The sequence below is a fragment of the Shewanella sp. GD03713 genome, from assembly GCF_029843705.1.
In the GTDB taxonomy this organism is placed as follows: Bacteria; Pseudomonadota; Gammaproteobacteria; order Enterobacterales; family Shewanellaceae; genus Shewanella.
On sequence record NZ_JAOCIW010000001.1, the window covers coordinates 819,829 to 843,655 of the forward strand.

20 protein-coding genes and 1 tRNA gene are annotated in these 23,827 nt (G+C 47.5%); 10 read left to right on the forward strand and 11 right to left on the reverse strand.

What is annotated here, in order from left to right:
* Nucleotides 1-11 precede the first annotated feature (11 nt).
* On the forward strand, nt 12-1,187 hold the full coding sequence (locus N5E87_RS03710) for a PQQ-dependent sugar dehydrogenase (RefSeq protein ID WP_086902000.1): 1,176 nt from the start codon (nt 12-14) through the stop codon (nt 1,185-1,187).
* Nucleotides 1,180-3,456, forward strand: a complete 2,277-nt coding sequence (gene parC / locus N5E87_RS03715; protein WP_011715892.1) for a DNA topoisomerase IV subunit A — start codon at nt 1,180-1,182, stop codon at nt 3,454-3,456. Before N5E87_RS03710 ends, parC begins: the two co-directional genes overlap by 8 nt.
* Before the next feature lie 180 nt (nt 3,457-3,636).
* Here the strand turns inward: parC and N5E87_RS03720 are convergent, their stop codons facing one another.
* Entirely contained in the window at nt 3,637-4,752 is a 1,116-nt protein-coding gene (locus N5E87_RS03720; RefSeq protein ID WP_055647705.1) for a porin, read from the reverse strand.
* A gap of 430 nt (nt 4,753-5,182) precedes the next feature.
* Entirely contained in the window at nt 5,183-6,247 is a 1,065-nt protein-coding gene (locus N5E87_RS03725; protein WP_086902002.1) for a porin, read from the reverse strand.
* Between the two features lie 417 nt (nt 6,248-6,664).
* On the opposite strand from N5E87_RS03725, the gene tcdA reads away from it, so the two are divergent.
* Complete coding sequence (gene tcdA / locus N5E87_RS03730; RefSeq protein ID WP_086902003.1) at nt 6,665-7,483, forward strand: tRNA cyclic N6-threonylcarbamoyladenosine(37) synthase TcdA; 819 nt, start codon at nt 6,665-6,667, stop codon at nt 7,481-7,483.
* Nucleotides 7,484-7,628: 145 nt separating this feature from the next.
* Here the strand turns inward: tcdA and N5E87_RS03735 are convergent, their stop codons facing one another.
* Nucleotides 7,629-9,260, reverse strand: a complete 1,632-nt coding sequence (locus N5E87_RS03735) for an ATP-binding protein (protein WP_086902004.1) — start codon at nt 9,258-9,260, stop codon at nt 7,629-7,631.
* Between the two features lie 167 nt (nt 9,261-9,427).
* Between N5E87_RS03735 and N5E87_RS03740 the strand changes: the two genes are divergently transcribed.
* Nucleotides 9,428-10,039 carry a superinfection exclusion B family protein gene (locus N5E87_RS03740; protein WP_086902005.1) on the forward strand — a complete coding sequence of 204 codons (612 nt, stop codon included), beginning with the start codon at nt 9,428-9,430 and terminating at the stop codon, nt 10,037-10,039.
* A gap of 113 nt (nt 10,040-10,152) precedes the next feature.
* Here the strand turns inward: N5E87_RS03740 and N5E87_RS03745 are convergent, their stop codons facing one another.
* On the reverse strand, nt 10,153-10,284 hold the full coding sequence (locus tag N5E87_RS03745; protein WP_011715898.1) for a DUF3149 domain-containing protein: 132 nt from the start codon (nt 10,282-10,284) through the stop codon (nt 10,153-10,155).
* Nucleotides 10,285-10,600: 316 nt separating this feature from the next.
* Between N5E87_RS03745 and N5E87_RS03750 the strand changes: the two genes are divergently transcribed.
* Both N5E87_RS03750 and N5E87_RS03755 read left to right on the forward strand, forming a co-directional pair.
* A complete protein-coding gene (locus tag N5E87_RS03750; protein ID WP_086902006.1) occupies nt 10,601-12,190 on the forward strand; it encodes a bacteriohemerythrin in 1,590 nt (529 codons plus the stop codon).
* Nucleotides 12,191-12,341: 151 nt separating this feature from the next.
* A tRNA-Leu gene (locus tag N5E87_RS03755) sits at nt 12,342-12,428 on the forward strand.
* A gap of 72 nt (nt 12,429-12,500) precedes the next feature.
* Here N5E87_RS03755 and modC read toward each other — a convergent pair.
* From modC to modA, 3 genes are read right to left on the reverse strand one after another with little or no spacing between them, the layout of a single operon-like run.
* On the reverse strand, nt 12,501-13,586 hold the full coding sequence (gene modC, locus N5E87_RS03760; RefSeq protein WP_086902007.1) for a molybdenum ABC transporter ATP-binding protein ModC: 1,086 nt from the start codon (nt 13,584-13,586) through the stop codon (nt 12,501-12,503).
* A complete protein-coding gene (modB, locus tag N5E87_RS03765; protein WP_086902008.1) occupies nt 13,580-14,317 on the reverse strand; it encodes a molybdate ABC transporter permease subunit in 738 nt (245 codons plus the stop codon). The genes modC and modB overlap by 7 nt, the downstream gene beginning before the upstream one ends.
* Nucleotides 14,317-15,102: a molybdate ABC transporter substrate-binding protein gene (modA, locus tag N5E87_RS03770; protein WP_086902009.1), complete on the reverse strand. Its 786-nt coding sequence runs from the start codon at nt 15,100-15,102 to the stop codon at nt 14,317-14,319. The genes modB and modA overlap by 1 nt, the downstream gene beginning before the upstream one ends.
* 202 nt (nt 15,103-15,304) lie before the next feature.
* Between modA and N5E87_RS03775 the strand changes: the two genes are divergently transcribed.
* Nucleotides 15,305-16,084: a TOBE domain-containing protein gene (locus N5E87_RS03775; protein ID WP_086902010.1), complete on the forward strand. Its 780-nt coding sequence runs from the start codon at nt 15,305-15,307 to the stop codon at nt 16,082-16,084.
* A 17-nt stretch (nt 16,085-16,101) separates the two neighbouring features.
* On the opposite strand, the gene queG is transcribed toward N5E87_RS03775, so the two are convergent.
* Complete coding sequence (gene queG / locus N5E87_RS03780; protein WP_086902011.1) at nt 16,102-17,277, reverse strand: tRNA epoxyqueuosine(34) reductase QueG; 1,176 nt, start codon at nt 17,275-17,277, stop codon at nt 16,102-16,104.
* 206 nt (nt 17,278-17,483) lie between these two features.
* Between queG and N5E87_RS03785 the strand changes: the two genes are divergently transcribed.
* Nucleotides 17,484-18,254 (forward strand): transporter substrate-binding domain-containing protein, encoded by a 771-nt coding sequence (locus N5E87_RS03785; RefSeq protein ID WP_232015358.1) that lies wholly within the window; start codon nt 17,484-17,486, stop codon nt 18,252-18,254.
* Here N5E87_RS03785 and N5E87_RS03790 read toward each other — a convergent pair.
* Complete coding sequence (locus N5E87_RS03790) at nt 18,251-20,149, reverse strand: GGDEF domain-containing protein (protein WP_089068436.1); 1,899 nt, start codon at nt 20,147-20,149, stop codon at nt 18,251-18,253. The genes N5E87_RS03785 and N5E87_RS03790 overlap by 4 nt on opposite strands.
* Before the next feature lie 156 nt (nt 20,150-20,305).
* On the opposite strand from N5E87_RS03790, the gene N5E87_RS03795 reads away from it, so the two are divergent.
* Complete coding sequence (locus N5E87_RS03795) at nt 20,306-20,833, forward strand: phosphatase PAP2 family protein (protein ID WP_086902014.1); 528 nt, start codon at nt 20,306-20,308, stop codon at nt 20,831-20,833.
* Nucleotides 20,834-20,857: 24 nt separating this feature from the next.
* On the forward strand, nt 20,858-21,292 hold the full coding sequence (locus N5E87_RS03800) for a DUF3069 domain-containing protein (protein WP_011625248.1): 435 nt from the start codon (nt 20,858-20,860) through the stop codon (nt 21,290-21,292).
* Between the two features lie 65 nt (nt 21,293-21,357).
* On the opposite strand, the gene N5E87_RS03805 is transcribed toward N5E87_RS03800, so the two are convergent.
* Together N5E87_RS03805 and N5E87_RS03810 are read right to left on the reverse strand one after the other, a co-directional pair.
* On the reverse strand, nt 21,358-23,046 hold the full coding sequence (locus N5E87_RS03805; protein WP_086902015.1) for an NAD-dependent malic enzyme: 1,689 nt from the start codon (nt 23,044-23,046) through the stop codon (nt 21,358-21,360).
* A 266-nt stretch (nt 23,047-23,312) separates the two neighbouring features.
* Nucleotides 23,313-23,777: a DUF1456 family protein gene (locus tag N5E87_RS03810; protein ID WP_041412549.1), complete on the reverse strand. Its 465-nt coding sequence runs from the start codon at nt 23,775-23,777 to the stop codon at nt 23,313-23,315.
* Between the last annotated feature and the right edge of the window lie 50 nt (nt 23,778-23,827).

Here is a 23,827-nt window from a genome sequence, read left to right on the forward strand (position 1 = left end):
AGAAAATTACCATGTTGTATATAAAAACTAATAATTATAAATATTTAAGGGTGTTCTCTGCCTTCGGGACCCTACTGGCGAGTCTGGCGTTATTAACAAGTCAGACGGCGATAGCGGGGTCTCAGTCGATCATGATTACCGTGTCGAAGGGATTTGGTTTATCCCTTTATGCCTCCGATCTCGGGGATGCAAAACAGATTGCCATGGGCTCAAATGGCACGCTATTTGTGGGTTCCAATAAGAGTGGCACAGTGCATGCGCTCGTTGATAGCAACCAAGATGGTCGTGTGGATAAACGTTACGTGATTGCGAAAGGGCTCGAATCCCCCGATGCGATAGCCTTCCATAATGGCGATCTTTTTGTTGCAACCGAAAACCGTATCGTACGTTTTATTGATATTGAGCAGCGCCTACGCCGTCCGACTCGCCCGAAAGAGATCTACAGCGATCTGCCAGAATCTGATAAAAAAAGTGCCCGAGCGATGAATTTTGGCCCCGATGGCCGCTTGTATGTCTCCATCGGTGCACCGTGCAACGTGTGTGAGGCGAGTGCGCCCTACAGCAGCATAATTGCGATTAATGTCGATACTGGAGCAAGTGAGCAGATTGCCCTAGGCGTACGTGATGCGACTGGATTTGACTGGTCTCCCCAAGATGGCAAGTTATGGTTTGCCGACCAAGGTCGTGATTGGATGGGGGATAATTTACCGCCCGATGAAATCAACCGCGTCGATGTGATTGGCAGCCATTATGGTTTCCCGTATTTGCACGCTTCGTCCGTGGTCGAGCCTGCCTACGAAAAACCTAAGAATTTAAAAATTACCGTCCCGGTTTATGAACTGCCAGCCCATGTTGCACCGACTGGCCTCGCGTTTTACCGCGGTAAGCAATTCCCTGAGATCTACCATAATCAATTGTTTGTTGCTGAAAATGGTTCTTGGAACCGTTCAAGCAAAGTGGGTTATCAGATCGTCATGTTGAAACTCGAGAATGAGCAAGTTGTCAGCCGTGAAACCGTAGTGAGTTTTCTTGATGGCGAGTTTCCCGTTGCCCGTCCCTATGCCCTGTTATCGGGGGAAGATGGCGCAATGTACATCTCGGATGATTTGAAAGGTAACCTGTATCGGCTGTTCTATAAGGATGGCGATAATACTGAAGAACCACAGGAACTAGAAGAAAATGAGTGACGCGATCAAGTTAAGCTTAGATGGCGTAGAGCAGATGCCCCTGCGGCGCTTTACCGAAGAAGCTTATCTGAACTATTCCATGTACGTCATCATGGACCGAGCCTTGCCCCATATCGGTGACGGGCTTAAGCCGGTGCAGCGGCGGATTATTTATGCCATGAGTGAGCTCGGGTTATCAGCTCAGTCAAAACATAAAAAATCAGCCCGTACCGTCGGTGACGTATTAGGTAAGTACCATCCCCATGGCGACAGCGCGTGTTATGAGGCTATGGTACTGATGGCGCAGCCATTTTCTTACCGTTATCCGCTAGTCGATGGTCAAGGTAACTGGGGTGCGCCAGACGATCCTAAGTCCTTCGCCGCGATGCGTTATACCGAGGCGCGCCTGTCTAAGTTCTCCGAAGTATTATTGTCTGAGCTGGGACAAGGTACGGTCGAATGGGGCGCTAACTTCGATGGCACCTTGAAAGAACCTAAAGTGCTGCCCGCACGTTTGCCGCATATTTTACTCAATGGCATCACGGGTATCGCTGTCGGTATGGCGACGGATATTCCGCCCCATAACGCTAGAGAGTTAGTCAATGCCTGTGTGGCACTGCTTGACGATCCTAAACTCGAACTTGAGCAATTGATGGGCTATGTGCCTGGGCCTGATTATCCGACCGAGGCCGAGATCATCACGCCAGCGGCTGACATTGCCAAAGTCTATGAGACGGGCCGTGGCTCCATAAAAGCCCGCGCCGTGTATAGCGTCGATGCTGGTGAGATAGTGATCACCGCGCTGCCGCACCAAGCCAGTAGCGGCAAAATTTTAGAGCAAATCGCCGCCCAGATGCAGGCGAAAAAGTTGCCTATGGTGGCTGACTTACGTGATGAGTCTGACCACGAAAACCCTGTGCGACTAGTGGTGGTGCCGCGTTCAAATCGCGTCGATTGCGATCAACTGATGGCGCACTTGTTTGCGACCACAGATCTTGAGAAAAGCTTTAGGGTAAACCTGAACGTCTTGGGCCTAGATGGTCGTCCACGCGTCAAAGGATTAAAAGAGCTATTAACCGAATGGTTAGAGTTCCGTGTCGATACCGTAAGGCGTCGTCTCGAGTATCGCCTCGATAAAGTCTTAGCACGGTTACATATCCTCGAAGCCTTGATGATAGCCTTCCTCAATATCGATGAAGTGATTGAAATCATTCGTTTCCACGATGAGCCAAAGGCCGAGTTAATGGCGCGCTTTAACCTGACGGATAGGCAAGCCGAAGCCATCCTCGAGTTAAAGTTACGTCATTTAGCCAAGTTAGAAGAGTTTAAAATCAAGGCCGAGCAGGATGAGCTTGAGGCCGAGCGTGAGAAATTAGAACAGTTATTAAGCTCAGATCGCCGCTTAAAAACCTTGATCAAGAAAGAATTAATTCAAGATGGCGAAACCTATGGCGACGATCGCCGCTCACCGATTGTTGAGCGCCATGAATCCCGTGCCTTAACCGAGCAGGAGCTGACGCCGAGCGAGCCAGTGACTGTAGTGTTATCTGAAAAAGGCTGGGTGCGTTGCGCTAAGGGCCATGATATCGATGCCGAGTCTTTGTCCTATAAGGCGGGGGATCAATATCTATGCAGTGCGATGGGACGCAGTAATCAGGCGGCGGTATTTATTGATTCATCGGGACGCGCCTTTGCGACCGACAGTCACAGCCTGCCATCGGCGAGGAGCCAAGGCGAGCCCATCACCACGCGCTTTAATATGGCGCCGGGTGAAACCATGCAGCATGTGATTTTGGGTGAAGACGAGCAATGTTTCCTACTCGCCACCGATGCAGGTTACGGTTTTATCTGTACTTATAACGATATGGTGTCACGTAACAAGGCGGGTAAAGCCCTGTTAAGCTTACCGACGAATGCCAAGTCTTTGCCGCCGAGACCTATTGACCGCAATCGCGAGATGTCGATTCTAGCCATCACCAATGAAGGGCGTATGTTACTGTTTTCATTGGAAGCATTGCCACAGTTGTCTAAGGGTAAGGGTAACAAGATTATCGGTATTCCGAGTGAGCGCGCTAAGAATCGTGAAGAGTTGATGACCCACTTACAACTTGTGCCAGCAGACACTTCGGTCACCCTATGGGCAGGTAAGCGTAAACTCACCTTAAAACCGAGCGATTTAGAACATTATCGTGGTGAACGTGGCCGCCGTGGCGCCAAGTTACCGCGCGGATTACAACGTGTTGATAGCGTTGAATTAGGCGAAGGTGCAGAGGTTTTACCTAGCATTTAACGCTCATTTGAGCTTGCGTAAGAGTTAGTCGCAACAAGTTAATCAAAGCCACTCAAGTTTCACTGGAGTGGCTTTTTTATTCTCAGAGTTATGCGCTACAGAGTCACTTTTCTTAAATACAAGGCATAAAAAAACCTACCGCTTGCGGTAGGTTTTTATTAGCGAATATCCGTAAGGATATTAGAAGTCGTAACGTACACCAACAGAGAATACGTTGTCGTCTTGTAGGTCTACTTTGTTACCTGCTACGACATGGTCACCACGGTACATTGCGTATTGACCGTATACCATAGTTGATTTAGAGAAACGGTAGTCAGCACCCACGTTGAAGTTTTGCACGCTGATATCAGTACCTGACCAAGACTTATTGGTGATAACATCTTTACCTGTTACTGGATCAGTCGAAGTAACAGTATATTTGTTTACGTTTTTGTAGTAATTACCAAAACCTGCTTCATCAAAGCCGTATTCGGCTTTCAGGTTAACACCGTTTAAGGTGTAAACTACGTTTACAAAATAGGTGTTACCATCTTTATCGCTATTCACAACATCTTCAGATTGTTGGAATAAACCGCCCACTTTGAAGTCACCAAATTTAACTTGAGCAACACCGCGGTATGCGTCAACACCAGCGATACCTTTGTTGTAAGCTACAGCGACATAGTAGTTTTGATCTTTGAACTTGCTATCACCCAGAGTCGCGCTCAGAGCGTATAAGCTTTCGGTGGTTTTTGCAGTAGTGTCGTTATCATCAAATAGATAAGTGGCGTTTAAGGTCACTAAATCAGCGATTTTTGGAGAGTAGTACCAAACACCGTCTGCGCTACGAGTTTGTGCGCTGACTAAACGGTCGATATCGGCGTTGGTGTTACCAAATACGTCTACGTTACCTTCTGCTTGTTTGAATACAGTGTCATTACGACCTACTAATACAGTACCTGCATTAGTTTTTAAACCTAAGAAAGTGTTACGAGCTTTGAACACATCACCTGAGCCAGAAGTGTTTTCAACTTGGAATTCCATTTGATAAACAACATCATAGCCATCAGCGATCTTCTCAGTACCTTTAACACCTAACAGTGAGAAGTTATTTTCTAAATAGGTACCAGCATTGTTTTCATCAGCATAGTTTGCTGTGTCAACACCATTGGTGCCTGATTGTAGAGTTGCACCTGTTTCAGTATTAGTTAATGCAAGCTCTAAACGACCATAGAAGCTTGGGCCTTCGGCTAGCGCACCGAATGAAGCCAGCGCTAATACTGATGCAACTGATGCAGAGATGAATGTCTTTTTCATGTTTTGTGCTCCCTCGAACCTAAGTTCTTATCCATTTTTCATGGTTTTTGTGTGGTTTAACACGTTTGTTACAGAAATAAGTAACAAAGTTGCCGCCGATTTTTACAGTTTTATGCCTTGCAGGCTGTGTCATAGATCAAGTTTTTAGCTCTCCTTGCCTGTATTCGGGGTTTTTTAGGACATTTCCCTATCACTTGACCGAAAATCGGCGTGTAAGAGATAAAACTGTATTTTTGGCATACTACTAAAGAGGTATGCGAAGTGCCGTAGCATATACAGACCGGCGGGCCTAACTGTAGCATATACTAATGTTGTCGCAAGTTTGTCATAAATGGGGCGGGAGAATGCTATTTAGTATGAGATACAATAAAAAAGCGGCCAAAGCCGCTTTTTTATCAAATATTATCTGTTTCGAATTAGAATAATACTATTAAAAATCAATACGTAAACCTACAGTAAACACGTTGTCGTCTAGGTCTTGTTTTGTACCTGCTAGCATAAGGTCGCCGTCGAAGCGAGTGTAGTGACCATAGACCATAGTCTTAGTGCTAAGTCGGTAATCTGCGCCTACTGTGAGCTGTTGAAGGTCGACATCACTCACTTGTTCGAGGTTACCGCTGTCTTGGCTGCCGACAAAACGGCTGACATATTTACCTAAACCAGAGTCATCTTTGCCGTAAACCAGCTTGAATTTCAAATCATCCATCAGATAAGCAGCATTCACAAAATAGGTCTCACCCGAGAGATTTGAGAATCTGTCGTCAATATGCTCGCTGTGCTGATAAATGGCACCAAAGAGGAAATCACCAAATTTTGCTTGGGCAACACCACGGTAGGCTTCGATATTTTCGATGCCATCGTTATAGGCCGCCGCAACATAGTAATTATGGGTTTTAAAGGTCTTGTCGCCTAAGGTGGCGCTTAAGGCATACATTTGATCTTGGCTATAAACTTCGTTGCCTTGGCTATCGCGTTGATCATAGTTGTCACTCATCAGATAGGTGGCGTTAAGGGTGATAAGATCGGCGATCTTAGGGGAATAATAGGAAATGCCATCGGCTGAGCGCGTTTGGCCTGCTAATAACAGGTCGATGTCGGCGTTGGTGTTGCCGAACAAATCAAAACCGCCCTCGGACGCTTTAAATACCGTATCGTTACGGCCCGCTAAAACGGTACCCGCAACGCTTCTCACCCCGAGGAAGGTATTACGTGCATTGAAGGTTTTATTCGAGTTATCAAAGTTTTCTACGCCAAATTCCATTTGATAGATGATATCAAAGTAAGGGCTTACGCTTTCAGAGCCTTTGACACCCACCCAAGAAAAGTTGTTTTCGAGTACTGTGCCATCTTTCTGATTTTGAGCGGCGTAACCTTTTTCTGAGTCGGTGATACTCAGGTCGACATGGCCGTAAAATTCTGGGCCATCGGCTAGGGAGTTAAATGAGCAAAATGCGAGACTAGCTGCAATCGCTGTAGTGAGCAGATTCTTTTTCATCTTCATTTTCCTGTACTTATATCATTATTTTATGCAGCAAGAGTTATCTCTTTTTACTGCGGAGTGTGGAGCTTTGGTGCTGCGCAGTGTGACAGGCAAACGAATTAAAAATGTGATCTTGATCACTTGGTGTTGAAATGACTATATTTTTAACACTATGTTTTACAAGGTTAAAACGAAATTTTAATCCGAGTTTACCTAATATATGAGCCTATGATTCAGGAAAGTGCCAATGACTACATTTGCCGCACTTTTGTATCTGAGTGCAACTTGGCAAACCTAGGTCGAGATAGATTTCGGTTTTTGGCCCAAATCGTATAAAATCCACGGCGCATTTTTATTGCGTTACGCTGCTGTAGATTGTCTTTCGCATCCTCTAAGGGCGGCCATTGTTAGTTAGATATAAGGTAAGTATTGATGACTGAAGCCTATCAGAATCGCTTTGGTGGCATTGGCCGCTTGTACGGGCAAAAGGCGCTCGCTAAATTTGCCGCCTCCCATGTGGTGGTGATTGGCATTGGCGGCGTTGGCACATGGGCGGCGGAGGCGTTGGCGCGCAGTGGTATTGGCCAAATTACCCTGATTGATTTGGATGATATCTGTGTAACGAACACCAACCGTCAAGTTCATGCTCTGTCATCGACAATTGGCGAGTCTAAAGTGGCTGTGATGGCACAGCGGATCCGTGCGATCAATCCCGATTGCCAAGTCAATGAAGTGGAAGACTTTATTACAGTCGATAACCTTGGCGAGTATTTGCTTGGGGCCAAGGCGGGTGGCAATATTGATTATGTAGTGGATTGTATTGATGCGGTTAAGCAAAAGGCGGCGCTGATTGCTTGGTGTAAACGTCAAAAAATTAAGATTGTGACCGTTGGCGGCGCGGGCGGCCAAACCGATCCAACGCAGATCCAGCTTACCGATCTGGCTAAAACCTACCAAGATCCTTTACTGGCCAAAGTGCGTAATATTTTGCGCCGCGAATATAACTTTTCCAAAAATGTGCAGCGCCGTTTTGCCGTCGATGCAGTGTTTTCCAGTGAGCAATTAGTTTATCCCCAAGCCGATGGTTCCGTGTGTAGTAGCAAAGCGACGGCCGATGGTTCTATGCGTATGGATTGTGCCTCTGGCTTTGGCGCCGTCACTATGGTGACAGGGACTTTTGGTTTTGTGGCGGCCAGCCGTGTACTTGCTAGGCTCGCCCAAATTGCAAATGAACCAGCTGCGAGCGAATAAGCGGCGAATCAATAAGATAAAGACTCATCTTTAACAACAAAAATCCACAGCCATTGCTGTGGATTTTTGTTTAGTGGCGCCAGTGTTTGCTTTACTTGCCTTCTACTCGTGCCACTTGCTATTAAGCTCGTTATCAAGCGCACCATCAAATTGTAAAGTCATGGTGTGTGGTCAGTTTAGGCGCATCACACTGGGTAAGGGGAATACGGATATTGAATTTAGCGCCTCCCAGTGCCGAGTCTGCTTGGTAGTTCATGGTGCCCTTTAGCAGTGTGGCGGCATTAAAGGCGGCGGATAAGCCTAAGCCAGTGCCACCTTTACTCCTGTTGGTGGTAAAGAAGGGTTCAAACATATGCTCTGCCACTTCGGGGGGGATGGCTATACCATTGTTTTCTATGCTGATATTGACATAGTCTTGCTCTAGATTCGCCGTGATCTGAATTTGGTTATTCTGTCTATCCTGGAAGGCATGGGTGAAGGCGTTGGAGAGAATATTACTGATAATTTGATTGAGCAGGCTGACATTGGTCTGAATATTGAGTGTTGGCGTAACCTGTAGCTGGGTTTGTACACTGACCTTGGGATACATGATTAAGGTCGATTCTAGGATCTCCTTAAGCTGGCTTTGCAGATTAATACATTGATGTTCTTCGTGGCTACGATCGATGGCGATCGTTTTGAATTTTTGGATCAGGCTGCTGGCTTTGGTGATATTACGGACGATTAGCTCACAGCTTTCTTGATACTCATCTAAGATGGCGTTGATTTCGTCGAGGGTGGCGTGTTCGCTGTGAATGAGGTCAATCAGCTCTTCGATATGGTTCAGTTGAGTGCTGGCCGCCGTCAAACAAATGCCGATCGGCGTATTGATCTCATGGGCAACCCCAGAGACGAGCCCACCCAAGGCGGCCATTTTTTCCTGCTCGACTAATACTTGCTGCGCCCGTTTTAGCGCCGTTAATGACTGTTCTAATTCTTGGGTTCTTTCTTTGACCTGTCTTGCGAGCTCTTCTTTATAACTCCGTTCGAGTTTCAGCAACCGTTCTCTGTCTTCTAAGGCGGTTTGCAGTTCGGCTTTAGAGCTTTTCAGTGCCTCAAAGGAGCTGCGAAGCTGGTCCTGCATGCTGTTGATGGCATCGGCGACTTGCTTAAACTCATCGACCTTGTCTTTACGTTCAAATTGCAGTGGTTCAAAGTCGGTATCTAAGTCGATGCGTTTGCAGTAATTGCTGAGTTTGTCGAGATGCTTAGTGATGTTGTACCAGACGAGAAACAGGATAAATCCCGCGACTAAGAAGGTTTTAATGCCATTGGAGAGCAGAATGAGGATCGCTTTATCGTAGAGACGTTGATAGATAGCATCCATATCCACTTGCACTTCTAAACTGCCGACATTGATATTATCTGTGGGCGACTTATACATCAGAGGAAAGGTTTTACTGAGCGTGTGGTTTTGCTTTTGCTCGCCAGAATTCCATGACTGACCACTATCATCTTTGATTGAAATGTAATTGATATCAGGTAGTTGGATAAGGCCATTCAGTTGAGTATTAATCAGTCTTTCATCGATAACCCAAATGCTGGCGGCGAGGACATCGAGGTTCGCTTTTTCAATATTGGAGAATACACGGTCGATGCGAGTGACATCACCGCGGTAGTCGCTGATCAGTTGGTAGGCGGTCGTCATTAAGGTAATCAGAGAGCTGAACAGCACGATAGACAAGGTAAGATGCCTGCCTATCGGGCTTTTAATAAATTGACTAAAGAATGTCAGCATCTAAATAGTCTTTATCTGATAGCGAGTTGGATGCTTATAAGCATAGACTCAAGCCTCTAGATTGTGCATTTTATCCCCATGAAATATCCCGCAATTTTAACTGATATAGTGGCATCAAACTTGCTTGATGCTGTCTAAGTTCAATTTTTTGTCGCTGGGATAACATTATGATTAAACTCAAACTGGATTCAGTGAAATTGTTTAGCCCTAAAAAGATGATGTTTCGAGTCATGTTATGGCTAATGGTCAGCTGCGCTGTGTTATTGGCGATCCCATCGAATGTGCTCGCCTTGTTGGCACTGGATAAATTCGTCCCCGAGCATGCCCATTTCGTTGGGCTAGGACTAATCATTTCAATTGCTTATTTCTTAACTCAGTTATTAAACCTTGGCTTAGATGAGTCGATTCGTCACTTAAGTGATAAACGCGTGACGGAAACGATTGAGGCTAAGGTCAATCTGATGGACCGTGCCGAGCGAGCTCTCTTGCGGGAGTTCTTTTTACAGGGCGCCACCATTTTGACATTGCCGCAAAATGAACCCGCAGTAAAAAGCTTACTGAATGCCTGCATCCTCGAATGTTTAGGCAATGAGCGCCATTATGCGATCCAAGGTCCTACGGCGGATTATAAAATTTCGATGAAGGCACGCATGTATCTGAATCGTGGAGTACTGCGTTTACCCGCGGGAGAGCCGAGCCAGGAAGAAATGCAGCACTTGATTAAAGCGCGTCCGCAGTTCTTAAATGGGGTAGTGCAAAGCCGTAAACACGCCGCTTAATGCGGGTTGTGTTCTAAAGCAGAAATCACAGGCACAAAAAATGGGGGTTAGATTAACCCCCATAACAACGTGCAATTTTTACAATGAACAGAATAACAATTTGGAAGCAAAAACTACGATTGTTGCGCGGACTTCACAATGAACATCCAAGTGATATAAGAAATTATCCCTATAGTGCTAAAGATAACGATCATTGAGAGTAAACCAATTGGGTTACCGAACATTAAATCTAACCAAAATGCCATGATTGAAATCCTCTTTCCTGTGAAGTCCCCCTTACACTAGCGCCCTTAGCGGCTGTAAATACTGATCTCGATCAATAAAAAATCGACATCTTAAAACAATCTTGTAACTACAGATTAACCCTGTGATCTAGCTCAAATTTAGCCATTGGTAAAATATTGTTAAAGTCATTCCTTCGGGCTTTGTTTCTTGTTTCATTCGGGACTAGTCTTAAGAGTATCGAGTACGAAAAAATCATTAAATGATACAAAGATCTGTTGGTTACAAACGAGTTAGTTCTCGCAAGCAAGTGAAATAGCATTTTTGAAGGAGACAAGAATGGCTGGCATCAGTGTCCAAAAAGGCACCATGGGCTACGGGATTATCTTTGCGCCCATGGTCTTACTCTTATATCCACTCTATTGTTTAGCGACCAGTGCCCACTGGATTGCGGCGCTGTGTTTAATTGCCCTTGCAGTGATTCTCTTTTTAAATATTAACAAGTTGATCCGTAACTTACGGCACTTAGAGCGTGCGGCCCATCACTTAGGGGATGGGGATTTAAGTTATCAGCTCGATGAGAAAGATGCGGGTGTGTTTATCACGGTTGTCCACAGTATCAACCGCATGGGTGAGGATGTTAGTCGCACTATTCTTTCCCTCGTTGACACGAGTGAGTGGATGAAGAAAGTCGCGACCGATATTAAAGCGATCAGCGAACAGGCAAAACAGGGCGTGCTCGAGCAGGAGCGTCAAACCGAGTTGGCCGCAACGGCGATGACGCAGATGGTCTCCACCGTACAAGAAGTCTCACAAAATGCCGCCAGTACGGCGCGTGCGGCGGATATTGCCCAAGGCTCGGCGAAACACGGTGATGATTTAATTGGTACTATCGTTAATAAAATCAGCGATATGAAATCGCAAATTCACCAAACTAAAGGCGTTATCGAGCACCTTGCCGCCGATACCAATAGCATTAGCAGTATCATTGAAACCATTTCCCAAGTCGCGGAGCAAACAAATCTATTGGCACTCAATGCGGCGATTGAGAGTGCGCGCGCCGGTGAACATGGCCGTGGCTTTGCGGTTGTCGCCGATGAAGTGCGTAACTTAGCTAAACGTACCTCAGAGGCTACCGCCGAAATTCAGCAGCAGATTACCACGTTGCAAAAGGGCGCGCAGCAGAGCGTAGAAGTGATGCTTAAGAATGTCACCATCGCCGACGAAACCGCCGTGATGGTGGAGCAAGCCCATCAAGCCCTCGGTGACATAGTGACTCAGGTTGAAAGCATTACCGATATGTCCCACCAAATCGCAACGGCTTCGGAAGAGCAACATGCAGTTGCCGAAGAAATTAACAAAAATATCAGCGTGATGGCCGATCTTGCCCTAAAAAATGCGCGCCATACCAACCACACCAATTTATCCAGTCTTAAGGTGTATAACATGTCGCAGGAAATTGGCTCCCTGCTGCATCGATTCCATGTCGATGCCAAAATGTTTAATTCGAGCCAAGCCCAAAGTAAGTTATTCGTGAAATGGGGGCCTGAGCTTGATATTGGCATGCCAGAGATTAACCGTCAGCACCAACGCTTAGTCTCATTAATCAATGAATTACACCGGACGTTAAGTGAGGCATATGGGCTTGAGGCGATTAAGCGTATCGTCCAAGGGCTGGTGGATTACACCGCGAACCATTTCTCCTATGAAGAAGAATTGTTTGCACGTTTTGGCTATCCCCAAACCGTGGCCCACAAGGAAAAGCATGCTCAGTTGGTGGGTCAAGTGCTTGATTTTCAAAAGCGGGTAGCTAGAGGTGAAGATGTAGCCGATGAACTCATGGCATTTTTAAAAGCCTGGCTCGTCAATCATATTCAAAAGAGCGATAAGGAATACACCCAATTTTTACTCGCCCATGGCGCCGAATAACCTGCCTTGGTTTATCAGAGTTGGATTTTTGAGCGGTTAAAACTAATTTGCCACCCAGCCTCTGAAAAGGGCTTGCCATTGTCAAAGGCAAAGGTATAATTCCCAGCACTTAGAGCCAGCTGCTTGTTTTTGTTAGCTCTAATTTTATAATGCCAGAGTGGTGAAATCGGTAGACACAGCGGATTCAAAATCCGCCGCCCTTAAAAGCGTGACGGTTCGAGTCCGTCCTCTGGTACCATCCCTTCCAAAGGGACACAAACCGACCTAGGGTCGGTTTTTTTGTGTCTAAAATCTGCTCCAAATATTCAACTCAGTGGGATTCGGCAATATCCATTTGCGTCATTGTCACGCCTTTGATTTGGGCATAGATAGCCTTTCCTGGAATGAGTTGTAACTCATCTCGTGCCCATGGGGTGATGTTGGCCCAGAGCTCGTCTTTGCCAAGAGCAATTTTAAGTTGAATTTGCTCGCCATTATCGCTGGGGTAGAGCTCTTTTATTTTTCCTCTGAGTAAGTTACGAATACTCGAGCCTTTAGGTTCCTCTGTGCAAACGGAAACATGGTTCGCTTGAATGCGTACCTTTAACTGTTTATGGGTGGGCGGCAGTTGGCCGCTGACCCAGAGCTGATTGCCATCGTCCATCAACAGCCTTGTCATTGGATAATCAGGATGTCTGTCGGCGATTCTGGCGCTCAGCAGAGAACTCAGTTCCTGTAATGGCACCCAGGGGCGCATTTGTTCACTATTCCATACCTGTGTTAGTGGTCCTTGGGCGATCATTTTTCCTTGATGCAACACCAACATATGATCGGCGAGTTGTAGGATTTCATCCAAGCTGTGGCTCACATAGACGATCGGTAGCTTTAATTCCTGCGCGAGGGTTTGTAGGTAAGGCAGCAATTCGCGTTTTCGAGGTAAATCGAGGGAGGCTAAGGGCTCATCCATCAACAGCATTTGTGGTGAGGTGAGTAGGGCACGGCCAATGGCGACCCGTTGTTTTTCGCCGCCGGAGAGCGTGCTGGGATAGCGGCTTAAAAGTTTTTCTATGCCCAGTAGCGAGACCACTTTGTCGAACAATTCAGGCGTTTTATGACGCATCCCATAGGTGAGATTGCCCTTCACACTGTAATGGGGAAATAACCTCGCTTCTTGAAAGACATAGCCAATTCGGCGTTTTTCAGGGGGGAGATTAACGGTTTTATACTTGAACAATAGTGTGTCGCCAAGGCTAATCTCGCCTTTGTCCGGCGTGGTTAATCCGCCGAGTAAATTCACTAAGGAGGTTTTGCCCGCTCCTGAGCGGCCGAATACGGCGGTGACGCCCTGTAACGGCAATTGGGTGTTCACCTTAAGTTGTAGTTGGCCGAGTTGTTTTTCAATATTGATGTTTAACATACACTTGCCGTTCTTTTGAGGGCCTTTTTAGTGAGCCATTGGGAGGCGAGTAAGGAGGCCAGCGCTATCACTATCGAGATGATACACAGGCGCATAGCCTGATATTCCGCTCCCGGTGTTTCGATAAAGGAATACATGGCCAGCGGAATGGTGCGAGTTTCGCCGGGAATATTGGAGACGAAGGTGATGGTCGAGCCAAATTCCCCAAGGCTGCGGGCAAAGGCGATGATCATCCCTGAGACTATGCCGGGCGAGGTGAGTGGCAGGGTGATGGTTAGGAATACCCGCCAGCGGCTGCTTCCTAAGGTGCGCGCCGCCTGTTCGAGGCGAATATCCACGGTTTCGAAGGATTGACGTATGGCTCTGACCATTAAAGGAAAGGAGACGACTGCGGCGGCGAGTGCCGCGCCGCGCCAGCTAAAGCTAAAACTTAACCCAAACCAGTTGTATAGCCACTGCCCGAAGACGCCCTGGCGCCCCATGCTGATGAGCAGTAGGTAACCCACCACCACCGGCGGCAACACCAATGGGAGATGCAAGAGACTGTCAAAGATAGCCTTACCGGGGAACTCCACGCGTGCCAGCAACCAAGCGCATAAAATGCCTAAGGGTAAGCTGGCAAGCACGGCAACCGCTGAGACTTTGAGGCTCAGCAGCAGCGCGGTGGTTTCGTATTCGCTGAGGAGTGGCCCGTCAAATAGCGAGCCACTTACTAAAACATCACTCAGCACTAGTTCACTCCAAAGCCATATTTTTCAAATACTGCTTTTGCACTTGAGCTTTGAAGGTATTGATTAAAGTCTTTAGCGCTGGCGGTGGATTCCTGCTTCGTTAAGGCGCTGGGATATTCTATCGGGCTATAGCTAGTCGCGGGGAAGGTCGCCACAATTTTAATCTTTTGCGCGACTTTGGCATCGGTCGAGTAAACGATACCGAGCGGGGCTTCGCCCTGTTCCACTAATGCTAGAGCGGCGCGGACATTGTTTGCTCTCGCCAGTAGTGGCTCGGCGGTTTTCCAAAGATTCAGGTTTTCAAGCGCTTGCTTGGCGTATTGTCCAGCTGGGACATGGTCAGGGTCGCCCACCGCTAAACGGCTGCCATTGACCGCGGCCTTAATATCCCAATCGCTGTTCAGTGTGACTTGGTTTACCGGGCTGTTCTTTTCGGCAATCAGCACTAAGGTATTTTTTAACAGGGTAATACGGCTATCGGCATTGACCGCCTTGGCCTCGACGAGGTAATCCATCCATTTTTGGTTGGCGGAGATAAACAGATCGGCGGGCGCACCATTAGCGATTTGTTTGGCGAGCGTTGAGGAGGAGGCGAAGGAGAAAATCACTTTCGTTTGATGTTCCTTTTCGTACTGCTGGCCAATCTCATTAAGCGCATTCGTGAGGGATGCGGCGGCAAAAACCGTCACTTGTTCTTTGTCTGCGGCAAAGCTGATGCTGCAACTGAAGGCTAAGCCAACGACTGAGGCTGTGGTAAAACGCAAAAAGTGTTTGAGCGAGCTCATGGTGTTCCTCCGTGATAAAAAGTGATCGTTATATACCAATCTATATATCGATCATTCAAGTCCCGATGCGTAAATTAGTGATCTCGGCTCGGTTTATTGGCGAAAAGGTTAATACCTCGGCGGAGAATTCCGACCGTATGTATTGGTATCTCAAGATTGATCGGGGACAATAGCATTCACTTAAGCTAAGGCGCGCAGGAACATGGACTTACACGCACTACTGACATTGTCATTGGGGGACAAACCCTTCGCCAATCCTCGGCGGATAGCTTTGCTGCGCCAAGTGGCTAATACTGGGTCTATCAGCCAGGGCGCAAAGTTGGCGGGGATCAGCTATAAGGCCGCCTGGGATGCGATAAATGAGATGAATACCACTATGCCCGAGCCCGTCGTCAGCAGCGAAAAGGGGGGGAAGGGCGGTGGTGGTGCCAAACTGACCGAGTTTGGTGAGCGTTTACTTAAGGTGTATTCCATCACCTCGCAGGTGCAGGAAATGGCACTGTCAGCGTTGCTGGATGATTCGGTCGATATGCACAGTTTGTTGGATGTGATGGCGCATTTCTCCCTTAAAACCAGTGCTCGCAACCAATTAACGGGGCGTATCCACGGTATTGAGCCACTCGGTTTGAATGACAGCCTGAAGGTGACATTGGCGGGTGGGCAACAGATCCAAATCTCAGTGACCCATGCTAGTTTTGAGCGTCTGCAGTTAGCCTTGGGCCAATCGATTCTATTGTTGTTTAAGGCGCCAGCGGTGACGGCCAGTCGTGATGCTTGCCAGAGCGCGGGGCAAAACTGCGTCAGTGGGCACTTACTGAGTGTGACCGAACTGGCCGATAAGGCTGAGTTAGCGATAGAGATTGGCGCTAAAGAGATTATCTATTCGGTGATGCCATTGGCCGACATTCAAACGCTCAAAGTTGGTGAGCCTTGTTTTGCCTGTTTTGATGCCACACAAGTGATTGTTGCGAGTATGAATTAAGGCATGCAGCGAGGATGCTAGGCATCCCGTGGTAAGCCTTTTTGGATGACCCTAACCAGTCGCTCCGTTTTACGGTTATTGGTTTGTGAGCCGCCCGCATTTTGCTGTGCTAGGGCCCAATCGATATGTTCTTTCACCATTTCATCGACATCTGCTTGGGTTTTACGTTGCTCAAGGGCGGCGATGATTTGCGGCGAACTCGGCGCATTGCCTAGGGCGACGGCGATATTGCGTAGCCAGCGCTGATGACCAATACGGCGAATGGCGCTGCCTTCGGTCTGTTTAAGAAACTCGGTTTCGCTCCACGCAAACAAGGTGAGCAGTTCAGGCTGCTTGAGTTTAGGCCGAATGTGGAAATCACTCTCCTGAGTCAGCGGCGCCTCGCGATTGACCGGGCACACCAACTGACAATCATCACAACCGTAAATGCGATTTCCCATTAAGGGGCGAAACTCCTCAGGAATGGCACCCTGCAATTCGATTGTGAGATAAGAAATACAGCGGCGTGCATCCACGGTATAAGGCTCGACTATGGCGCCTGTCGGGCAGGAAGTGATACAGGCCACGCAGGTGTTGCAGTCTTCTTGGATTGGAATGTCTACGGGTAAGGGCAGGTTGATCAGCAATTCCCCAAGGAAGAACCAACTGCCCGCATCGTGATTAAGGATAAGTGAGTGCTTACCTGTCCAACCAATGCCGGCTTTTTCGGCGAGTGGACGTTCCAGCACTGGGGCCGAATCGACAAAGGGCCTGAAGTCGGCGGCATCGAACCCCAAGGCGACAAGCTCGCTACTGATTTGATCGCCCAGCTTTTTTAAGCGGGCACGGATGAGTTTGTGGTAATCCCTGCCGCCTGCGTAACGCGAGATATAGCCCATATTCGGCGAGGCTAAGTTAGTGGCAAACCCCGCCTCTGGCGGCAAATAATCCATCCGAGCCGAAATCACTCGAACTGTGCCAAGGTGCAACTCGTGGGGGCGGGCACGCATCATACCGTGTGTGGCCATGTAACCCATTTCCCCGTGATACCCCTTATCTAACCAAGTCTGTAACTTAGCTTCTTCTGCGGTTAAGTCGGTGTCGCAAATCCCTATTTGGGCAAATCCGAGCGCCTTTCCCCAATGCTTAATTTGTAAAGCGAGGCGGGATAGGGTGGCGGCATCGGGAATATTGCTAGGTGTGGTGATCGACATGGAAGCGGCATTGGACTTAATAAGATGGCGCTATGATAGCAGTTTTATGCCACTAGGGACGAGTGTCGTTCCAAGGGGATTTAGCCAAATCCTTAATTTGCTTTCTTCCGTGTGTAAATTAGATCTATGATGGATAGTAAGTTTCCTCTTCGGTCTTGCCTATGTTGTCCACCCTCAGCAAACACTGTTATCGCCTGCTACTGTGCATGGGCTTTGGCTATTCAGGGCTTAGCTTTGCGGCGACACAAGCGGCAACCGAGACGGTGCGGTTAGTGACAGAAGCTTGGCCTCCCATGAGCTTCGAGCAAGATGGAGTGCCGACAGGCTTTGGGGTGGAACTGGTTAATCTGCTGCAGCCCCGCCTTGGACAGCAGGAGAAAATCGAGGTGCTACCTTGGGCGCGAGCATACTCGATTGCGAGTTCTGCGCCGAATGTGTTGCTGTTTGCCACTTCCATCAGTGATGAACGGGAAAGCCATTTCGATTTTATTGGCCCTATAGCGACCAGTAAAATTACCCTTTACGCCAGAGCTGACGATCCTATTCGCATCAATCAATTATCTGAAGTGAGTGCGGCGGGGATCGTCGGTGTTTATCGGGAGTCTATCGGCGCGCAGCTGCTGCAACAGCAGGGTATCGATGCGTTATTAGTGGCGAGTTTTCCGCAGCAATCGGCAAAGCAGTTGTTGTTTTCACGGGTGCGATTCTGGTGTCAGGCCGATTTGGCGGTCAAGCATATACTACAAGATATCGGTGCTAAGGAGTCGGACATCAAACCTGTGTATGTCATCGCCGAAATCCATCTTTATCTGGCATTCTCAAAAGGAACCTCTGCCGATACTGTGCAACGTTGGCAAGCTGAGTTAGAAAAGCTCAAAGAATCGGGGGATTTTGCTCGGCTATATCAAAAATGGTTTGGCGCCTTGCCGCCGCCCCTCGAACATCACATCTTTTGGCACCGAAAAACCGTAGGTTAGTCGGCCATTTTGGCGGCTTTAACGCAGTTTCGTCCTGCGTTTTTGGCGTCGTAAAGGGCGTTGTCCGCACGCTTAAGCAAACGCGCAAAGCTATCATCTTGTTTGCCTAATTCGGTATTTAAAGTAGCCACTCCGGCACTTACAGTTAGCTTTAACTCTACGGGCAAATTAATGGCACCATAACGGGTGATTAAGGTTTGTAACTCGTGTGCCAGTTCCCAAACGCGCTCTGCGTTGGTATTGGGTAAGAGGATTAAAAACTCCTCACCGCCAATCCGGCCGATGAGATTGCGGTCCGCAGTTAATGCTTGGCTGGCTTGGGCTATGGTCAGCAAGGCTTGGTCACCAATTTCATGACCGAAATTATCGTTAATCTTTTTAAAATGATCCGCATCGAAAATGATCACTGAGAATGGTGTTTTTTGTTTTATTGCCTGCTGAAAATACAGCTCAGCTTGGGCATAGATGTGCCTGCGATTGGGCAATTGAGTCAGATAATCGGTTAAGGCTATGGTCTGTAGGTGACGGTTACGGTGCACTTGCTTGTAGGCAAAGAGTGACACTATCGCCAAAATACAGCCCGTGAGCAGCAGGATGATAAGTTGCAGTGATTTATTTTTCTCTAGCAGTGCTAACTCTTGCTCTTTTAATTTTTGATTATCGAGCAAGCGTTTGTTTTCAGATTCGATCCAACTAGTATCAAACTTTACCTTTAATTCAGTCGTTTGGTGTGCTGAGGAGCTATCATCCACCTTTTTCGTCAAGGCGATAAATTGCTGTAGCTCTTGGTAGGCCGAAGGTAGATCGCCCATGGCCGCATGGATATCACTCTTAAGCTGTAATAGTTGGATGAGGCCGCGATCATTGTGCATCACACGGAATGCAATTTCTGCGGCGGCGAGTTCATCCAGCGCTTCTTGATAGCGTCCCTGTTGATAACGAATTTTCGCCATAAACAGCTTCATAAAGCTGTAGGCGCTCGGTTCTTTATCGGTAATTTCCTGCGCCGCTTCCTTTAAATAGGTTTCGGCTTCATTGAGGCGATTTAACTGAATAAGGCTATAGGCAATATTGGTCGCGTTGATCGCGGCAATAAGAGGGTATTTGTGTTCTTTAAAATACTGATAGCTAAAACGAAAGCTTTCAATCGCTCGCTCATGTTCGCCCATTTCATCTAAGGCAATCCCAATGTCGGAAGTGACGTTGGCAACTTGTTCCTTATTGCCTTTTTGGGAGTAAAACTCTTTGAGTTTGTTGTAGTATTTAATCGCACTCTCAGGGTCGCCATAACGCCTAAAGCTGGTGGCAATATCCGCTAAATTGACATTTGCCCAACCCGTTAAGTTCAAGGACTCGTACAGCCCCTGTGCGGTCACTAAATCGTCCAGCGCCTCAGAAAAATCCCCAATGTAGGAATATAAGGCTCCACGCAGACTGCGAGCATCGGCAATGAGTCTAATATCTTCATGCTCATAGGCGCTCTGAATACTTTTGGTATAACCCGACATGGCGCCATTAATATCGCCCTTTTGCTGTAAAAACCAAGCATGGCAGAGAGTAAAGTCGGTAAGAAAATGCGGTGATGCGTTTGGCGGGATCTGTGCCATTGTCTGTTCAATGTGCTGAAGCGAGTGCAACACATCCTCTTCGGTCTCAAAAGGCTGATTCCAGCATTTGAGCAGATTCAGTTTTTCGATGCGCTCAACATCATCACTCGAAATGAGCTTTTCCAGCAGTGATAGGTTTTGCTCGATAGATTCACGGGTCATGGCTTCACCGCTATCGAATAATGCAAAAATCTGATCGACCTGTGCTTGTCCCTCGGCAATAGCAACCCTATGCGTGCCTATCAGCAGCATAAGACAAATGGCTAAATATCGAAGGTAATGTTGCAAGTATGAGGTTTCCCGTTAGCGCTGAAACAGATAGCTAATCATTATCTTAGCATAAACTTTTTACGTATTGTTTACATGTAAAGTTTGCAATTTTTGCATTCATTCCGCTATCAAGGTATAAACGTCGCCTTGGATCTCACCCAATAAGGAAAACCCTTGAAAAAACTACTCTGTGCCGTCCTGTTGCTGTTTACGGGAGCGAGTTGGGCAAACTCGGATGATATCGAAACCTCGGGCGATGTGGTTCATCTACTCCTGCCTGCGACGGCTTTGGGCGCGACCCTATTCTATGAGGATGGGAATGAGGGATCGTGGCAATTACTTAAGGCCGCCGTCTCGAGCCGAGTCATAGTCGAAGGGCTTAAATTGGGTGTCAGTAAGGATAGACCCGATGGCAGTGGTGATGATTCTTTTCCGTCAGGGCACACCTCGGACAGCTTTATGGCGGCCACGTTTATTCAGCAGCGTTATGGCTGGCAATATGGTCTGCCTGCCTATCTTGCTGCGACTTATGTGGGCTACACCCGAGTCGAGAGCGATAAGCACTATTTAGAAGATGTGCTCGCAGGCGCAGCCATTGGCGCACTGGCGGGTTGGTATTTTACTGAGCCCTATAAAGGGATCACAGTGACACCTTTGGCCCATAATGGGGTCTATGGTTTATATATTAGTGGCCAATTTTAAGCCGCTTAGGATAAGAGAGTAATTATGGCTGAAGTATCAGTTGAGTATCGTGAAACCGCCGAGCGGATTTCCCACAATGTTGCCAATAAAGTGCTACCTATGGCAAAAATGCCAGAGAGCCTGTTAGCGGCTTACCAAGGTTTATGTGCCGAGTTGTTACTCGATCGCGAAGACAAATTTGCCACCGCTTGGGAAGCATTACCCGCCAGTGCGCGTAATTTAATGCCGCAGGCTGAGTTCCACGGTTTTTATATTGCCAATGCGTGGTTGCAACTTAGCCGTGTCGCCCAGGAGATTTCTGAGCAGGCCGATACCGATGAGGCCATCAATGAGAATGAGTACAACGGTATTTTCGGTCGCTTAGCCGATGAGTCACTGAAAGAGTGCGTGCGGAAATTAAAGAAAGCGCGTACCGACCGTTCTATGCTCAACAGCTTTAAACAGGTGATGGCGCCTTAAGCTGTGAGTTTGACTCAATAAAAAGCCCGTCGATTGACGGGCTTTTATTGGAATAATGTCTGATATTAGAAAGACGTACGCTTATAACGGCGATACTCTGGCTTCCAGAAATTATCTTCGATAGATTGCATCAGCAGCTCATCACTTGCAGGCAAGGATAATCCTTGCTCAATCGCCACTTTACCGACGGCAAACGCAATATGCTTACTTACTGAGTGAATATCTTCCAGTTTTGGCAGGAGTGGTCCTGAGCCATTAATGGCTAACGGTGAGCATTCGGCGAGCGCGCGGCTCGATGCCATTAACATCGCATCGGAGACATGGCGAGCACCCGAGGCGAGTACACCTAAACCAATACCTGGGAAGATAAAGCTGTTGTTACATTGCGCGATTTCATAGGTTTCGCCATCGACAACAACAGGTTCAAACGGGCTACCCGTTGCCACTAAGGCTTGGCCAGACGTCCAGTGCAGAATGTCTTTTGGCGTCGCTTCAACACGGCTGGTGGGGTTTGACAGTGGGAAGATAATTGGACGTTCGCAGTGGCTATGCATTGCACGAACAATTTCTTCGGTAAACAGACCCGGTGCGCCCGATACGCCAATCAGCACCGTTGGTTTAGCGTTATTGACCACATCGAGCAGTGAAATATTGTCGCTGAAGTTATTCCAGTTGCTGATATCGGCACATTTTTGAGCCAATTTTTGTTGGAATGGCAACAGGTTAGGCATGTTGTCGAGCAGCAGGCCCCAACGGTCAACCATGCAAACTTGGCTGCGGGCTTGCTCGTCGCTGATACCTTCAGACACCATTTGCGCAACGATAGCTTCGGCAATACCGCAGCCTGCGCTACCGGCACCTAAGAAGGCGATGCGTTGTTTGTTGAGCTCAGTGCCCGCGGCTTTACAGGCGGCGAGTAACGAGCCCACAGTCACGGCGGCGGTACCTTGAATGTCATCGTTAAAGCAGCAGTAGCGATCCTTATAACGCTCAAGGATTGGCATCGCATTCTTTTGGGCAAAGTCTTCGAATTGGATCAGTGTATCTGGCCAACGTACATGCACGGCTTGCATAAAGGCTTCGATAAACTCGGCATACTCTTCGCCGCCAATACGTGGATGGCGCCAACCCATGTACATAGGATCTTCCAGCAACTGTGGATTATCGGTACCTACGTCTAAGGTAATTGGCAGTGTGTATGCTGGGCTGATCCCACCACAGCTGGTGTAGAGCGACAATTTACCAATCGGGATCCCCATGCCGCCAATACCTTGGTCGCCTAAACCTAAGATGCGCTCACCGTCGGTCACAACGATGATTTTTACTTTTTGGCGAGTCGAGTTATTGAGGATGTCGTCGATTCTGTCCTTATTCGGGTAGGAGATGAACAGACCACGGTTACGGCGATAGTTTTTCGAGAAGCGCTCACAGGCCAAACCTACCGTCGGGGTGTAGATAATTGGCATCATTTCGCTGATGTGGTTTTGCACTAAACGATAAAACAGGGTTTCGTTGGTGTCTTGAATGTTGCGCAGATAGATGTGCTTATCGAGATCGTTATTGAAACTTCTGAACTGATCGTAGGCGCGTGAAGCCTGTTCTTCAATGGTTTCAATGGCGTAGGGTACTAAGCCTTCGAGGTTAAAGAAAATACGCTCTTCTTCCGAAAATGCACTGCCCTTGTTAATTAAGGGAGCTTCAAGAATGGCAGGTCCTGCAAACGGAAGATAGAGGGGGCGTTTATTATCGTCCATGGGTAACCTTTGAGTTATTGTTTAATGGTTCGGTACGTGCTTGAGACGTGCTGTAAGTCACGTAAGGTTATCATGAAATGTGATCTTTGTTGCCTGTGTCGTGCGCTATTTGTGGCTTTTTTTGCAGCAGGCGACAATCTGGCCGTTTAAAACATGCTTCTGTTAATTGATTGTAAATGCTTTTGCCGTGTAAATGGTTGTTTAAGGTGCTATTAAAACAAAAAACGCAGCCTAGACTGCGTTTCTGGGGTTAAGCTATGTGGAGATTAAACGCCGCGATATTTTAGTGATAAGCCACGGATAAAGTTACGCAGGATCTGGTCGCCACAGGCTTTGAAGTTTTTATGATCTGGGTTGCGAAACAGTGCGCTTAACTCAGACTTAGACATTTGCACTTCGGCGAGCGCTAAGGTGGCCATAATATCTTCTTCACGCATTTCGAGAGCAACACGTAACTTTTTGAAGATTAAGTTATTGTTTAATTTTGATACTGGCTTTGGGATTTCAGCCCCTTCACGTAGACCACGTTTTTCGATGATAAGACCATCTAAAAACTGACATAGGGTCGTGTCGTTACAGGCCTTATAGCCTTCTTCCTCTTCTTTGCGCAGCAGACTAATCATCTCTTCGGTTGGCACTTCTCTTCCAACTTTGGCAAAGATCTTAATCATTTTGGCATTGTTGAAATCAAACACGAAGCGCAAACGGCGCAAAATATCATTGTTAATCATGGTCATCTCTAGGCGCGGCTGCGCTGTCTGGTTTAAGAGCAGACATTATA